We start from the raw sequence: 14763 nt of genomic DNA on the forward strand, positions 1-14763 counted from the left end.
ATTTTAGACCTTAGAGGAAACCCCAATGCACCCAAAACACCCCAAAACCATTCAAATCTTCCTGCCCACAGGCGAACCGCAAGGCATTCGCATTGCCGAAGAAAGCACCTCGATTATGCGTGTCATTGAAGTGCCACGCCGTGATTTAGCGACCTTTTTTGCGATGGAAGAAGCCAGCCAAGTGGGTGTGTATTTCCTTATTGGCGGTATGGATAATGATGAAGTCTATATCGGGCAATCAGGTGAAGTGGGCAAACGCCTTAAACAACACCACGACAAAAATGAAATCGACTTCACGCGTGCTTTGGTGCTGGTTTCGCTCACCCAAAACCTCACCCAAACGCACGCTCTTTATTTAGAATGGCTGGCGATTGAAAAAGCCACGCAAAGCGGGCGATTTAGCCTATCTAATGGCAATAAAGGGCAAAAAACGCATACACCATTACCCCTTAAAGCGGCTTGCGAAGCGATGTTTGAAATTGGTGAACTCTTGCTTTCTACGCTGGGTTACCCGATTTTTGAACCATTACGCAAACCAACACAGCCCAACAGCCAACCCGAGCAAATTTTTCATTGTCCGCGTGGCGGCGTACAAGCCCAAGCCATCTACACCCAAGACGGTATGATTGTGCTAAAAGGTTCACATTTTGCCTATCAGCATAAAGACGATAAAACGCCACTATATCGGCAAAAGTTCATCACCCAATGCGATGAACTGATTGAAAAAGGTGTTTTGCACAAAGAAAAAGAGCGGTGTTTTTTTACCAAAGATTTTCGCTTTAACAGTCCAAGTGGTGCAGCTTGTTTGCTTACTTTGAGTAGTGTTAATGGCTGGATAGAGTTTAAAACCGCCCAAGGCAAAACGCTCAAAGAAATTTACGCCAATCCCCAAGGGAAAAATGATGACTAATCAAATTATTATCTACCACACAGATGATGGCAAAGCCAAAGTTTCGCTTTATGCTCAAAATGGTACCGTTTGGCTAAACCAAAGCCAACTAGCAGAACTTTTTGCCACCTCGGTAAGCAACATCAATAAACATATTGCCAACATATTGAAAGAAAAAGAATTATTAGAAAATTCAGTTATTGAGTATTTCTCAATAACTGCCAACGATGGCAAAAATTACAATGTCGCGTTTTACAGCCTTGAAATGATTTTAGCCATTGGCTTTCGTGTTCGTAGCCAACGAGGTACACAATTTCGCCAATGGGCAAATACACAACTTGCAGAACTTATGAAAAAAGGCTTTGTGATGGATGATGAGCGGCTAAAAAATCCCGATGGACGCCCTGATTACTTTGACGAATTACTTGAACGCATTCGAGATATTCGTGCCAGTGAAAAGCGTTTTTACCAAAAAGTACGAGACCTTTTTGCCCTTTCTAGTGATTATGATGGCAACGACAAAGCCACACAAATGTTTTTTGCTGAAACCCAAAACAAACTCATTTATGCTGTTACTGAACAAACGGCAACCGAGCTCATCATCAGTCGTGCCGATGCCAACACCCCAAATATGGGACTCACAAGCTGGAAAGGCAATCAAGTTCGTAAACAAGACATTCTTATTGCCAAAAATTACTTAACGGCTGATGAAATTGACAGCCTAAACCGCCTAGTGGTTATCTTTTTAGAAAGTGCTGAATTACGGGCTAAAAACCGCCAAGACCTCACGTTAGACTACTGGCGAAATAACGTAGATGCCCTGCTTACCTTTAATGATAAACCACTATTGAAAACATCAGGCAAAATCAGCCATAAACAGATGGAAGAAAAAGTGCGGTCAATTTATGACGAGTTTGAACAAAACCGCAAACAACAAGCCGCACGCCAAGCCGATCGAGAAGATGAAGAATTTTTAGCCCTAACCCAACAAATAAAGGAAATAAAACGATGAAAAACAACAATATACCAAAAATTCGCTTCCCCGAATTTACTGACGCTTGGGAAAAGTGCAAGCTGGGGGACTGTGGGAAAATAGTAGCTGGAGGTGATGTAGATAAAAATAAATTGAAACCCAAGGGTAAATATCCCGTATTGGCAAATGCTTTAACAAATAATGGCATTATTGGTTTTTATGATGATTATAAGCATACATCTCCCGCTGTAACGATCACGGGTAGGGGAGACATTGGTTATGCTATTGCTAGAGAAACTAACTTTACTGCCGTTGTTAGATTATTGGTTTTAAAGCCAAAAAGATATTTTGATATATTTTTCCTAGAGAATTCAATTAATTTAAAACAAATATACATTGAATCAACAGGCGTGCCTCAATTAACTGTTCCACAAATTTCTCAATATGAAATTCCATTCCCCAGCCTTGCCGAACAACAAAAAATCGGCACGTTTTTCAGGCAGCTCGACAGGCTCATTACTCTTCATAAGCGTAAGTGGGACGAGGTGATTTTGCTCAAAAAAGCTCTTTTACAAAAAATGTTCCCAAAAAATGGATCAGATTTTCCAGAAATTCGTTTTCCTGAATTCACTCACGCTTGGGAAAAGTGCAAGCTGGGGGAGGTGGCTAATATTTTTGATAATCTAAGAATACCAGTCACGGCAAGTGAAAGAATTATAGGAACAACCCCATATTATGGAGCAAATGGAATACAGGATTATGTAGATGGTTTTACACATCAAGGTGAATTTGTACTTATCGCAGAAGATGGTGCAAATGATATAAAAAACTATCCTTGTGAATATGTGGAAGGAAAAATTTGGGTTAATAATCATGCACATGTCTTAAGTGGAAAGAAAAACATCTTAGATAATCCATTTTTAACATATCGTATTAAATCAATGGATATTTCACCTTATTTAGTTGGAGGCGGTAGAGCAAAACTTAATGCAAAGGTAATGTTAAAAATTGAATTATCTGTTCCCACCCTCCCCGAGCAACAAAAAATCGGCACGTTTTTCAGGCAGCTCGATACGCTCATTACTCTTCATAAGCGACAGCATGAGCATTATCAGCGTTTAAAAAAAGCATTATTACAACAAATGTTCGTTTAAATTTAAGTTAATTACATCATTTTTAGGAGTTTTTTATGACAACCATTTCAAATATCACCAACCAAATTTGGAATATGGCAAATGAATTACGTGGCAATATGGATGCCTCTGAATATAAAAATTATATTTTAGGTTTTATTTTCTATCGCTATCTTTCGGAACATCAAGAGGCTTATTTACTCGAAAACGGAATCATCACCCCAAAACCACATCAAAGCCTAAATGATGCGTATTTTGACGCAGTAAAACAAGACGGTTTAGAAGATTATTTAAACGATATTGCCAATACCTTAGGGTATGCCATTGCCCCAGCGAATACTTGGGCAACTCTGATCAAAAAAATTGAACAAAATCAAATTATTCCAAGTGATTATCAAGCACTTATTGATAATTTTAATAAAAATAGTGAGATTAATCCTGAAGCGGCAAAAGATTTCCGTGGCGTATTTAGTGATTTGAATTTAGGGGATTCCAAACTCGGTAGCAATACCAATGACCGCACAAAAGCGTTAAATAAAGTGGTACAGTTAGTCAATGAAGTACAATACAAAGATGATAACGGCAAAGATATTTTAGGTGAAATTTATGAAGAACTGATCGGCAAATTCGCTGCCAATGCGGGCAAAAAAGGCGGTGAATTTTACACCCCTCACGCCGTTAGCCAAATTCTGGCTCGCATTGTAACTCAAGATGCCAAAACAGACGATGTATTCACTGTTTATGACCCAACTTGTGGCTCTGGCTCTTTGCTACTTACCGTAGGGAATGCGTTGCCAAATGGCAAAAAAGAGGGCGCAATCAAGTATTACGGACAAGAGCTTTCTACCACCACATACAACTTGGCAAGAATGAACTTAATGATGCACGGCGTAAGCTTTGCCAATATGACATTATCTAACGCCAATACGTTAGAATCCGATTGGCCAGATGGCTTAGATAAAGACGGCATCGACCGTCCACGTAGCTTTGATGCCGTGGTTGCCAATCCGCCTTATTCTGCCAACTGGGATAACGCTGAGCGTAAATTAAAAGACCCTCGTTTTTCCGAATACGGCAAACTTGCACCAAAATCCAAAGCCGATTTTGCCTTTATTTTGCACAGCCTTTATCACTTAAAAAGCAATGGCACGATGGCAATTGTCTTACCACACGGCGTGTTATTCCGTGGCGCAGCAGAAGGACATATTCGCAAAATCTTGATTGAAAAAAATTATATTGACGCAGTAATTGGCTTACCGGCAAATTTATTCTTTGGTACGTCTATCCCAACTTGCATTTTAGTGTTCAAAAAAGACCGCACTTCTCGTGATATTTTATTTATTGATGCCAGCCAGCATTTTGAGAAAGGGAAAAATCAAAATCATCTCAGCGAACAGCATATTAACGCCATTGTTGAGGCTTACCAAAAACGAGAAAACATTGAGAAATTCGCCCAACTTGCCACGCTAGAAGAGGTACAAGCTAATGAATACAATCTCAACATTCCTCGTTATGTGGATACATTTGAAGCGGAAGAAGAAATCGATCTTGATGAAGTGCTTGCCAACATTGCCAAAGATAAAGCCGAAATCGCTCAACTTGAGGCAGAAATCAACCAACAACTAAATATCCTTGGGGTTAGTTCAATTCTATAATTGATTGATTTATAAATAGAATTACCTTTTTCACTATTATTAAAAAGCCATTTAGATCATCGTGCTAAATGGCTTTTTTATCCCCGAAATCACTCACGCTTGGGAAAAGTGCAAGCTGGGGGAGGTAGTTAATATCAATAACGGAAAAGATTATAAGCATTTATCAGAAGGAAATATTCCAGTATATGGAACAGGTGGATATATGCTCAGTGTAAATGAAGCATTGTCATATGATCAAGATGCTATTGGAATTGGAAGAAAAGGTACAATAGATAAACCTTATATTTTAAAAGCACCATTTTGGACAGTAGATACCTTATTTTATGCAATTCCATACGTTAGTTATGATCTAAATTTTATCTTTTGTATCTTTCAAATGACTAATTGGAAAAAAAAAGATGAATCTACAGGAGTTCCTAGCCTATCCAAAACAACTATCTCAAAATTGCTAGTTAAATTCCCCACCCTCCCCGAGCAACAAAAAATCGGTACGTTTTTCAGGCAGCTCGACAGGCTCATTACTCTTCATAAGCGAGAGGGCATAAAATCACCGCCCCAAAGAGCGGTGAAAAAATTCTTTATTTTCGATAAGTTAAGTAATATTTAGGTTTGATAATGATCGCATTACAATGTCCACATCTTTATTTTCCAATTCGTGAATAATATGCAAATAGGTTTTTTGCGTGGTAGTAATGCTGGCGTGTCCTAAACGACGAGCTACACTTGCAATGGATACGCCTGCAAATAGTAGCAGTGAGGCGTGGGTATGGCGAAGTCCGTGTACCGTAATAATTGGAATAGCCGCTTTTTTACAATAACGTGCAATAAGATCATTAATCGTAGAATTATAGACTTTTTCCTGATTTGGCAGAAAAATTGGAATATTTTCAGGGCAATGACGGATTAATTGGGCAAATTGAATTATCGTTTGCCAATCTAGTTGAACTTTGCGAATAGAAGAGCGATTTTTAGTCGGTAAAAATCCACCTTCATTTTTATAGTCCCACGTTTTATTGATTGTTAAAGTCTGCCGTGCAAAATCAAAATCTTTTGGGGTAACGGCAAGGGCTTCTGAAAAACGCAATCCCGTTTTTGCGATCAATAAAATTAGCCAATCAAAGCTTAATTTTTCACTTAAATTAAGCTGGTGAATAAGGGTTTGTAATTCATATTGGCTTAAATATTTTGGTTTTTTCTCTCGTGGAATTTTGCCTTTAATAATGGCTTTACGTGTAGGATCGCGGATTACTAACCCCTCATCAACAGCATCTAAAATTGCGCCTTTAATTTGATGATGAAAATCCATTACAGTTTGCCGCTCGTGGCTATTTGCATAATCATTTAAGAGTTGCTGATAGCTAATGCGATTTAAATCACATAACCTAAGCCTTGGTGCAAGGCGAATAAGCCAAGTATGCGTCATTTTGTATTTAGCGAGTGTTACTGGGCGGATCGCACCCTCTTTATAAATGCGAATCCAGCGTTTGAAATAGCGATGAAAAAGCTCTTGATTAGTTAATCGCATAATGATGTCCTCCATTTTATTGAATTGAAAATTACACAATACAACTTAAGAACTATTCAGCGATTTTGTCTATTTTGCAAGATTTTGACTTTGTTTTTATTATCTTTTTTCTAATACCTCGCGCTTATGAAGAGTAATGAGCGTATCGAGCTGCCTGAAAAACGTGCCGATTTTTTCTTGCTCGGGGAGGGTGGGGAGGTAAATTTCTATTTTTTCTAATTGCTTTTTTGAAATCTCTAAAAAAGTTGAACCTGTCGCATTTTTTAATGCAAATGCTTTAATCTTGAAGCCTAAAGAATAAAGAAAATAAATATCCAATTTTTTTTCATCTATAACAAAAGACTGAAAACCTTGATTGGTAGTTGCTGATTTTAAAAGAATTGCCATCTCACCAATACTTGCTCTTGATGTAAATAAAATAGTCTTGTTTTTAGGTAACAATTTAGCTGAACTTTTTTCCAAACCTAGTTGAGAAATTTTTTTTCGGCTGCCTGAAACATAAATTTCTTCGCCTATTTCTGTAGGTGAATACCAATCAATATCCCCATTCCAATAATCTGCATTATTTGTATCTGGGGTTCCGCCTCCAATAATTTCCGCCACGTCCCCCAGCTTGCACTTTTCCCAAGCGTAAATCTCTCTCAAAATTATTTTTGATGACGCTACGCCAAAAATCTCACAAAAAATGACCGCACTTTTGTAAAAACAATCACCGCCTATCCAATCAATTTCTGATATGATAAACCCCCCTTAATTAACAGTAAGAAAAAATGCGAATACCAAGAATTTATCACCCTACTTCTCTGCAGCAACAAACTCAGTGTGAATTAACGGAAGAAGCGGCAAATCACGTTGGGCGGGTGTTGCGAATGCAGGAGGGGGATCGCCTTGAATTATTTGATGGCAGTAACCATATTTATCCTGCTGTGATTACGCAAGTGAGCAAAAAAGCCGTGGCGGTGGAAATTTTAGATCGCCAATTTGATGATCGGGAAAGTCCGTTGCACATTCATCTTGGGCAGGTGATGTCCCGCGGTGAGAAAATGGAATTTACTATTCAGAAATCCGTTGAACTTGGTGTGAAGGTCATCACGCCATTGTGGTCGGAACGTTGCGGTGTGAAGTTAGATGCGGATCGTATGGCGAAAAAAATTCAACAATGGCAAAAAATTGCGATTTCTGCTTGTGAGCAATGCGGGCGAAATGTGATCCCTGAAATCCGTCCGATGATGAAATTAGAAGAATGGTGTGCCGAGCAAGATGGAATGTTAAAGTTGAATTTGCACCCAAGAGCGAAATATTCTATTCGCACCTTACCCGCCCTACCCGCTGAAGGTGTGCGCTTACTAATTGGCTCAGAAGGGGGCTTGTCGCCACAAGAAATTGCTCAAACCGAGCAGCAAGGTTTCACGGAGGTGTTGCTTGGCAAGCGGGTGTTACGAACAGAAACCGCGGCATTAACGGCAATTACCGCATTACAAGTTTGCTTTGGGGATTTAGCCTAATCCCTTAAATTTAGGAAAGAGAATATGCAATTACAAAACCATTTTTTAATCGCAATGCCCCATTTGGAAGACGATCATTTTTATCGTTCTGTGGTATATCTTTGCGAGCATAATGAACAAGGCGCAATGGGATTAGTCCTTACCCAGCCAACGGATCTGAGCATTGCAGAATTATGTATTAAGATGAATTTTATGATGGCGGATAACCGTAAATATCCCGATGATCTCGTTCTTGCAGGCGGTCCAACCAACCTTGAACGGGGCTTTATTTTACACACAGAAAGTGCCAAACCCTTTATGAATAGCCATAAAGTAGCTGATAATTTATGGCTGACGACCTCCGCGGATGTGATTGATACACTTGGCACACCACAAGCTCCAGAAAAATGTCTAGTGGCATTAGGTTGTGCAAGTTGGTCGCCAGATCAATTAGAAAGAGAAATTGCTAATAATGATTGGCTTGTTGTACCAGCGAATGAACATATTTTGTTTGATGTCCCTTATTTAGAACGCTGGTTAGCTGCCAACCAATTATTAGGTATTCAACAGCACAATTTTGCTTATCAAGCGGGGCATTGCTAATGGCTATTACCGCACTCGCCTTTGATTTTGGTACAAAAAGCATCGGTTGTGCCGTCGGGCAAAGTATTACAAAGTCTGCGCAACCTTTGCCAGCCTTTAAAGCACAAGATGGAATTCCCAATTGGGAAGCCATTGAAAAATGCTTAGCTGAATGGAAACCTGATAAGGTAATTGTGGGCTTACCTTTAAATATGGACGGCACAGAACAGCCCCTCACCCAACGGGCAAAAAAATTCGCGAACCGTTTACACGGACGATTTGGCGTAGCGGTGATCTTACAAGATGAACGCCTTACCACCACGGAAGCGCGCGCAGAAATTTTCCAACGTGGTGGCTTTAAAGCCTTAGAAAAAGGCAAGGTCGATAGCATTTCTGCCTGCATTATTTTAGAAAGTTGGTTTAACAATTTTGAAGAATAATACTTTAAAAACAAGGTATTATGCAGAGTTTATAAAATATTACTAACTCTGCACGTTCTTTTTTGCTTATTTTTCACCTCACTCAATCATACTTCTTTTGAATTATCTCTTTAGGGGTAGAAAATTGCTTGACTAATTCTCAATTAGGCATAGAATTGCTAGCGATTTTATTTATTTAATCAAATTTAATAAATAAAGAAATCACTCACAATTATCATTTTATTTGGAGAATTATATGTCAGGTATTTTCACTCAAACCGATCCTGCACGCCGTCGCTATGGTGTGGCAATTTTTGTTGGTTTTATCGGTGGTTTAATTTCTGCCTTTGTAAAATGGGGGGCAGAACATCCATTCCCACCACGTAGTCCATTCGATTTATTCGTTGCGGCTTGTCAAGATCCTTCACAAGCATTAGAAGTGTGTTCTCGTGCGTTTTTAAACCCACCACACGTTTTCTTACGTGATTATATTGGCATCGATCCCACGGCTGCGGTATTCACTTTTGCAGATCACGGGTTTGACTGGATTGGTGTAACTCACATCACCTTCTCTTTAGTTTTTGCAATTGGTTACTGTATTGTGGCAGAACGTTTTCCTAAAATTAAATTCTGGCAAGGTATTGGTGCAGGTTTAATCGCGGATATTTGTGTGCATTACATCACGTTCCCAGCATTAGGTTTAACCCCACCTGTTGCAGAATGGCCATTATACGAACATATTTCTGAATTAGTAGGACATATCTTCTGGTTCTGGACAATTGAGATTATTCGTCGTGATCTACGTAACCGCATCACGCATCAACCAGATCCTGAAGTTCCATTGGATCAACCTTATCGTTAATCAAGTAAAGCCCGAACCATTCGGGCTTTATTTTTATGTGAAAAACAAAGTGCGGTGCAAATTTCACCAATTTTATTCAAACAGCCTCAACACTTCTAAACTTACCCCTTCGCCATTTAAATAATCTTGCAATGCTTGGCTGACTAACGGATTGCGTTCTGCCTGCCCAGCTTGTTGGATATAATGTTGAAACGCTTCGGGTGTGAGCCAGACACCGCCTTCAATATCCGGATCACTCGGCACAATGGGCAAACATTCCGCTAATTCCACCGCAAAGACAAAACGTAAATAATCTTTTTGGCTACGTGGTGCGTGCCACTGGTAGATTTTAATCAGCTTGCTTGGCGTGGCTTGAATACCCGTTTCCTCTTTTAATTCACGCATTGCCCCTGCAAGAATGCTTTCATTCTGCTCTAAATGCCCTGCGGGCTGGTTTAACGTCATTTTGCCGTACTCAAATTCTTTCACAAACAGAAATTTGCCTTGGCAATGAACGACGCACGCCATCATAATATAAGGTCTATGCATTGGATTTCCTTAATTTTAACCTTTGATAAAGGGCTTCAAGTTCTTGAGCCGTCAATTGATAATACTGCCCTAATGGCAAATTTTCCACGCTAAATCCCGCCATTTTGCCACGAATTAAACGCAATGTGGGAAAGCCAATATGTGCGGTCATTCGGCGAACTTGGCGATTTTTGCCCTCGCTAATTTTAATTTCCAACCAACTTGTCGGAATGCTCTTGCGTACGCGAATAGGCGGATCCCGTTGCCATAAAAAAGCTGGCTCAGAAATTACCCGCACTTTTGCCGGTAACGTTTTGCCCTCTTTTAATCTTACCCCTTGGCGTAGTGGTTCAAGCTCAGGCTCTGTCGGCTCGCCTTCCACCTGCACGAAATACGTTTTTTCCGTTTTGTATTTAGGATCGGCTAAGCGATGCTGAATTTCACCGTTATTCGTGAGAATTAACAGCCCTTCGCTATCGCGATCTAAACGTCCTGCGGGATAAACCGATAAAATAGGAATAAAATCTTTAAGTGTTTGTCGCCCGTTTTCATCGCTAAATTGACTCAGCACATCAAAGGGCTTATTAAACAGCACCACTTTGGTGTGTGCAAAATCAGGGACATTTGCTTTTTTACGCGCAAAATGCTGAACCGTTTTTTTTGCGTAAATTTTGCCGTTCTTGTTGATTACGGCTTGAAAGAAATTTTGCCTTCATATATGTTATGAGAATGAATAAAGATCAATCTAAACGCACATTTTTACCAAACTATCAATGTGCTTTCTCTGCTCACTATAACACAACATCAACCATTAAAGGAGAATCCAATGAGTCAAACCCAATCCGCCGTTGTTATTCCTCAGGGGGAAAAAATTCGTTTAGACGCACAAGGGGGATTGATTGTCCCTGATAACCCCATCATTCCTTTCATTGAAGGTGATGGCATTGGCGTGGATGTCACACCAGCAATGCAACGCGTGATTGATGCCGCGGTGGAAAAAGCCTATCAAGGCAAACGCAAAATTGCTTGGTTAGAAATCTATGCGGGAGGCAAAGCCAATGAAGTTTATGGCGAAAACACTTGGTTACCTGAAGAAACCCTTGATTTGATTAAAGCCTATCACGTTGCCATTAAAGGCCCGTTGATGACGCCTGTTGGCGGTGGCATTCGCTCTTTAAATGTGGCAATGCGTCAAGGATTAGATCTTTATAACTGTTTACGTCCAATTCGCTATTACAGCGGCACGCCAAGCCCAGTAAAACACCCTGAAAAAGTCAATATGGTTATTTTCCGTGAAAACTCTGAAGATATTTACGCCGGGGTGGAATGGAAAGCCGGCTCGCCTGAAGCAGATAAAGTGATTCAGTTCTTACAGCAAGAAATGGGGGTGAACAAAATCCGTTTTCCACAAGACTGTGGCATTGGCATCAAACCCGTCTCAAAACAAGGAACACAGCGCCTAGTGCGTGCTGCCTTACAATATGTCATTGATAATGATAGAAAATCCCTCACATTAGTGCATAAAGGCAACATTATGAAATTCACCGAAGGCGCGTTTAAAGAATGGGGCTACGAAGTGGCGAAAGAATATGGTGCAACGCTCATTGATGAAGGCCCGTGGATGAAGCTGACTAACCCCAAAACAGGGCGTGACATTATCATCAAAGACGCCATTGCCGATGCATTCTTGCAAGAAGTGTTGCTCCACCCAGCCGATTACGATGTCATCGCCACACTCAACCTAAACGGCGACTACATTTCCGATGCCCTTGCTGCACAAGTGGGCGGAATTGGCATCTCACCAGGGGCAAATATCGGTGCGGAAGCGGCAATTTTTGAAGCCACCCACGGTACAGCACCAAAAATCGCAGGGCAAAACAAAGGCAACCCCGGTTCATTAATCCTAAGCGGTGAAATGATGTTACGCCATTTAGGCTGGACAGAAGCAGCGGATTTAGTGGTAAACGCAGTCGCCAAAGCCATTGAAAACAAAACCGTTACCTTCGATTTTGCTGAAATGTTAGAAGGTGCGAAATTGTGCTCCACGTCCGAATTTGCTGAAGAAATTGTGGCGAATATGTAGTTTCGCAAATCTCCCCTAACTCTATTTGCTAAATGGGGGGATTTTTCTTTAGTAAAATGGTTTAAAGTGCGGTGAAAAAATCAGAAATTTTTTACCGCACTTTTTCGTAAATATTGTTTGATGAGTTGCGTAGGGGCGTATTATATATCTCCAATAAAATTGAATATAAAAACGGGCGTATACAATACACCCTTACAAATCTATATGCCCCTAAAGATTCGGTATTATGTAGCAGTTGCACAAAGTCCGAAATTTGACTAATTAACAATATAAATTTGAATGCCTTTTCGAATAAAAATCGTGAAAGGCATTTATTTTCCCTCAAATTCTAACTTCAATCTCGCAATTTTTCACGCTAATTTTCCAGTTTTCTAAACTTAAGGTGTAACTATTCAGCTTGACCTTTATTCAGGTAAGCCATTTCACTCTCTTTCTATCAAAGTCTATCAGTGTCTATATAAGTCTATGTCGCCATCAGCATTTCATCATATTTGATTTGTCTTCAAGACGTTTGAAGTAATTCTGTGAAATTTCACTAGGTGTAAAAGCTTTCATTCCGAGTAATTCACCTTCACGATGATTGCCTTGCCAGTAACCTACCCATTCTTTGAGTGGTAGCACCCACAGGCAACGTTCAAGAACATCTTCGAAGAGTTTCCCAGTAGATTTGCGGCAATTATCTGATGAACAAGCCGCGTAATTCGCATAGCGTAAAGCATACTTATTATCGGTTTTGTGGTGTGTGCCACGCATTAAATCGCGCATACTCGCATTGAAGGATTCCGCGAGATTGTTATTTATGCCTTTAGCACTATAGGCTTCTTGATGATTAACCGACCAACGATGATAGTGAAAATCTAGGTTGTTATAGGCAGGATTTTCATCGCACATAATATCGCTACCTGCTTTTACAAAGCGCTGATTGAGAGCAAGGACGGTATCGGCGTTTTCGGTGTAATCCATTGCGACGATGGTGCGGTTTGCACCTCATATTTCACTATCGTTTGAAGCATGTTGGTTCAGACTGATAATACAACGTTTGGTCGCTCTAAACTTAGGAAACTTACGTCCTTTTTCATCAGATTTTTGCCGTTATTTGTAATTGTTCTTGCAGAAATTAGTGGGGCGTAGTCGAAAATTAATCCACATGCCATCTTGATGGACTTCACCTGATAACGGAACTAAATCGCGTGTTTTGAAGATAGCTTCACGAACTTTTCCGCAAAGTACAAAAGCCGTCTTGTAGTTGAGATTGAGAAGTCGGCTGACATTAATGGCACTAATGCCTTTTGAGCAACTTACCATCATCGTTATTACGGCAAGAATATCGACTAACGCTAATTTATGGAAAGCATCATCTTCGGTTAAGCGAAAAATCGTTTTAATATCAATCGTTTTAGATTTGCCTGAAAGTAAATAGTGTTGAGCCATGTGAATTTCCTTGTGTGGTACAAGGCATTCGAGATTTGCTAAACACTAGACATAAAAAATCGTCCACTTGAAAACCTCAAGTCGGCTCAAAGCGTTTTCGCCTCAAATACCGGTACTAACACAAGAAAACCTGTGATCAAACACCTAGATAAACATATTGCGACATTCACCTCATAATCTAGCAAGTTACGCAAATTTTTACCGTTTATCAGCCTTTCCAATTTAAGGGAAAATTAAGGCAAAATTGATCCGTTGGCTTTATAAAATTGACAACAGTTTTTATAAAAAAGCTAGAGCATATAGCTCTAGCTTATAAGATTAAGCAGTTCTAAAATTTAATAATTTAGATATTGAATCATTAATAACTTTTTCTTTATATTGTACTCTACCATTTTGAATAGAATTATCAAGAACCCTTCTGATGATAATCTGCTCATCATCCATTAGGCGTTCAATAGCCGAAGAAACACACTCATCCAATTCTTTTATGTATTTTTCTTCATTTTCTTTATTAAGAAGAGACGAGATCTCTACCTTTATTCTATTATTTGAGCAATGAGTTTTTAAATCATTAAAATCAATATTTTTCTTATTGATCTCATCAATTAAATATGACTGCAACTTTTCTTCCAATTTTATTCTTTTCTTAAAATTACGCAAAGATAGGACGAGAGTTATCATAGCTAAAACTAAAGAAAACAATTGCAATATAATAAAGATACGTTCCATAGTAAACTCCTCTAGCTCTAATTAAAACTCCAAAACGCTTCACAATCTATCGCATGACGCTTAAATCTTTCAATAAGATGTATTATAAAAAACAAACCTAACACGCAATAAATATAAAAAGTGTCAATCTTTGTTGAATTATCTTCCCCACTTATATTTATAGCACTGCCATATAAAGCGGTTAGAATTAAAGCGACTACAAGACTTAGTGCAAATATAGACGTTTTCTTTGAGGAAGAACCTAATGATAAACAATACATTGAAGTTGATATTAATAAACTGGATAAACTTACAGGACCTTTTTTAAGTAAAAATTCAATTATTAATGGAGCTAAAGGTAACACCATATGCATAGATATACATAGAAAAAATTTATCCCAATGAAACTCTTGAATCCAATACGATATACGCTTAATTTTATCTTGTGCATTATTTGGGAACGGATGTATGCTCATGTTAACCTTGTTTGTTTTAAATCACATCTGATAGAG

Annotated in this window: 16 protein-coding genes and 1 pseudogene; 11 read left to right on the forward strand and 6 right to left on the reverse strand. The window is 39.2% G+C overall.

Annotated elements, in window-relative coordinates; translation table 11 throughout:
* The first annotated feature begins 25 nt into the window (after positions 1 to 25).
* From L4F93_RS03250 to L4F93_RS03270, 5 genes are all read left to right on the forward strand, one after another.
* Positions 26 to 910, forward strand: coding sequence for a GIY-YIG nuclease family protein (locus L4F93_RS03250; protein ID WP_250351111.1), 885 nt, complete (start codon positions 26 to 28; stop codon positions 908 to 910).
* Positions 903 to 1901 (forward strand): virulence RhuM family protein, encoded by a 999-nt coding sequence (locus L4F93_RS03255; RefSeq protein WP_250351615.1) that lies wholly within the window; start codon positions 903 to 905, stop codon positions 1899 to 1901. The genes L4F93_RS03250 and L4F93_RS03255 overlap by 8 nt, the downstream gene beginning before the upstream one ends.
* Positions 1898 to 3016: a restriction endonuclease subunit S gene (locus L4F93_RS03260; protein WP_250351112.1), complete on the forward strand. Its 1119-nt coding sequence runs from the start codon at positions 1898 to 1900 to the stop codon at positions 3014 to 3016. Before L4F93_RS03255 ends, L4F93_RS03260 begins: the two co-directional genes overlap by 4 nt.
* A gap of 35 nt (positions 3017 to 3051) precedes the next feature.
* Positions 3052 to 4650: a type I restriction-modification system subunit M gene (locus L4F93_RS03265; RefSeq protein WP_250351113.1), complete on the forward strand. Its 1599-nt coding sequence runs from the start codon at positions 3052 to 3054 to the stop codon at positions 4648 to 4650.
* A gap of 61 nt (positions 4651 to 4711) precedes the next feature.
* Positions 4712 to 5257 (forward strand): restriction endonuclease subunit S, encoded by a 546-nt coding sequence (locus L4F93_RS03270; protein ID WP_250351114.1) that lies wholly within the window; start codon positions 4712 to 4714, stop codon positions 5255 to 5257.
* Here the strand turns inward: L4F93_RS03270 and L4F93_RS03275 are convergent.
* Positions 5243 to 6175 (reverse strand): site-specific integrase, encoded by a 933-nt coding sequence (locus tag L4F93_RS03275; protein ID WP_250351115.1) that lies wholly within the window; start codon positions 6173 to 6175, stop codon positions 5243 to 5245. The two genes, L4F93_RS03270 and L4F93_RS03275, sit on opposite strands and share 15 nt — an antisense overlap.
* Before the next feature lie 99 nt (positions 6176 to 6274).
* Positions 6275 to 6778: a restriction endonuclease subunit S gene (locus L4F93_RS03280; RefSeq protein WP_250351116.1), complete on the reverse strand. Its 504-nt coding sequence runs from the start codon at positions 6776 to 6778 to the stop codon at positions 6275 to 6277.
* Positions 6779 to 6945: 167 nt separating this feature from the next.
* Here L4F93_RS03280 and rsmE point away from each other — a divergent pair, with 167 nt between their 5' ends.
* The 4 genes from rsmE (at position 6946) to L4F93_RS03300 (ending at position 9522) form a co-directional block, all read left to right on the forward strand.
* On the forward strand, positions 6946 to 7680 hold the full coding sequence (gene rsmE, locus L4F93_RS03285; protein WP_250351117.1) for a 16S rRNA (uracil(1498)-N(3))-methyltransferase: 735 nt from the start codon (positions 6946 to 6948) through the stop codon (positions 7678 to 7680).
* 24 nt (positions 7681 to 7704) lie between these two features.
* Positions 7705 to 8262, forward strand: coding sequence for a YqgE/AlgH family protein (locus L4F93_RS03290; protein WP_250351118.1), 558 nt, complete (start codon positions 7705 to 7707; stop codon positions 8260 to 8262).
* Positions 8262 to 8681, forward strand: coding sequence for a Holliday junction resolvase RuvX (gene ruvX, locus L4F93_RS03295; protein ID WP_250351119.1), 420 nt, complete (start codon positions 8262 to 8264; stop codon positions 8679 to 8681). The genes L4F93_RS03290 and ruvX overlap by 1 nt, the downstream gene beginning before the upstream one ends.
* Positions 8682 to 8916: 235 nt before the next feature.
* Positions 8917 to 9522 (forward strand): YagU family protein, encoded by a 606-nt coding sequence (locus L4F93_RS03300; protein ID WP_250351120.1) that lies wholly within the window; start codon positions 8917 to 8919, stop codon positions 9520 to 9522.
* Positions 9523 to 9594: 72 nt separating this feature from the next.
* Here L4F93_RS03300 and L4F93_RS03305 read toward each other — a convergent pair whose 3' ends face one another.
* Entirely contained in the window at positions 9595 to 10050 is a 456-nt protein-coding gene (locus tag L4F93_RS03305) for an NUDIX domain-containing protein (RefSeq protein WP_250351121.1), read from the reverse strand.
* Positions 10043 to 10699, reverse strand: a complete 657-nt coding sequence (locus L4F93_RS03310; protein ID WP_442778831.1) for a pseudouridine synthase — start codon at positions 10697 to 10699, stop codon at positions 10043 to 10045. The genes L4F93_RS03305 and L4F93_RS03310 overlap by 8 nt, the downstream gene beginning before the upstream one ends.
* Before the next feature lie 156 nt (positions 10700 to 10855).
* Here L4F93_RS03310 and icd point away from each other — a divergent pair, with 156 nt between their 5' ends.
* On the forward strand, positions 10856 to 12112 hold the full coding sequence (icd, locus tag L4F93_RS03315) for an NADP-dependent isocitrate dehydrogenase (protein ID WP_250351122.1): 1257 nt from the start codon (positions 10856 to 10858) through the stop codon (positions 12110 to 12112).
* Between the two features lie 463 nt (positions 12113 to 12575).
* On the opposite strand, the pseudogene L4F93_RS03320 reads toward icd, so the two are convergent.
* Positions 12576 to 13543 (reverse strand): annotated as a pseudogene (locus tag L4F93_RS03320) (IS1595 family transposase).
* 318 nt (positions 13544 to 13861) lie between these two features.
* Positions 13862 to 14272 (reverse strand): hypothetical protein, encoded by a 411-nt coding sequence (locus L4F93_RS03325; RefSeq protein ID WP_250351123.1) that lies wholly within the window; start codon positions 14270 to 14272, stop codon positions 13862 to 13864.
* Between the two features lie 120 nt (positions 14273 to 14392).
* Between L4F93_RS03325 and L4F93_RS03330 the strand changes: the two genes are divergently transcribed.
* Complete coding sequence (locus tag L4F93_RS03330) at positions 14393 to 14656, forward strand: hypothetical protein (protein ID WP_250351124.1); 264 nt, start codon at positions 14393 to 14395, stop codon at positions 14654 to 14656.
* Positions 14657 to 14763: the final 107 nt, after the last annotated feature.

The sequence above is a fragment of the Avibacterium sp. 20-132 genome, from assembly GCF_023611925.1.
Classification (GTDB): domain Bacteria; phylum Pseudomonadota; class Gammaproteobacteria; order Enterobacterales; family Pasteurellaceae; genus Avibacterium.

What these genes read in the sequence shown, in the direction of transcription:
- L4F93_RS03255 (WP_250351615.1), top strand. Translation starts at nt 903, where the DNA reads ATGACTAATCAAATTATTATCTACCACACAGATGATGGCAAAGCCAAA.
- L4F93_RS03300 (WP_250351120.1), top strand. Translation starts at nt 8,917, where the DNA reads ATGTCAGGTATTTTCACTCAAACCGATCCTGCACGCCGTCGCTATGGT.
- L4F93_RS03260 (WP_250351112.1), top strand. Translation starts at nt 1,898, where the DNA reads ATGAAAAACAACAATATACCAAAAATTCGCTTCCCCGAATTTACTGAC.
- L4F93_RS03325 (WP_250351123.1), bottom strand. Translation starts at nt 14,272, where the DNA reads ATGGAACGTATCTTTATTATATTGCAATTGTTTTCTTTAGTTTTAGCT.
- ruvX (WP_250351119.1), top strand. Translation starts at nt 8,262, where the DNA reads ATGGCTATTACCGCACTCGCCTTTGATTTTGGTACAAAAAGCATCGGT.
- L4F93_RS03275 (WP_250351115.1), bottom strand. Translation starts at nt 6,175, where the DNA reads ATGCGATTAACTAATCAAGAGCTTTTTCATCGCTATTTCAAACGCTGG.
- L4F93_RS03265 (WP_250351113.1), top strand. Translation starts at nt 3,052, where the DNA reads ATGACAACCATTTCAAATATCACCAACCAAATTTGGAATATGGCAAAT.
- L4F93_RS03290 (WP_250351118.1), top strand. Translation starts at nt 7,705, where the DNA reads ATGCAATTACAAAACCATTTTTTAATCGCAATGCCCCATTTGGAAGAC.
- L4F93_RS03250 (WP_250351111.1), top strand. Translation starts at nt 26, where the DNA reads ATGCACCCAAAACACCCCAAAACCATTCAAATCTTCCTGCCCACAGGC.
- L4F93_RS03305 (WP_250351121.1), bottom strand. Translation starts at nt 10,050, where the DNA reads ATGCATAGACCTTATATTATGATGGCGTGCGTCGTTCATTGCCAAGGC.
- icd (WP_250351122.1), top strand. Translation starts at nt 10,856, where the DNA reads ATGAGTCAAACCCAATCCGCCGTTGTTATTCCTCAGGGGGAAAAAATT.
- rsmE (WP_250351117.1), top strand. Translation starts at nt 6,946, where the DNA reads ATGCGAATACCAAGAATTTATCACCCTACTTCTCTGCAGCAACAAACT.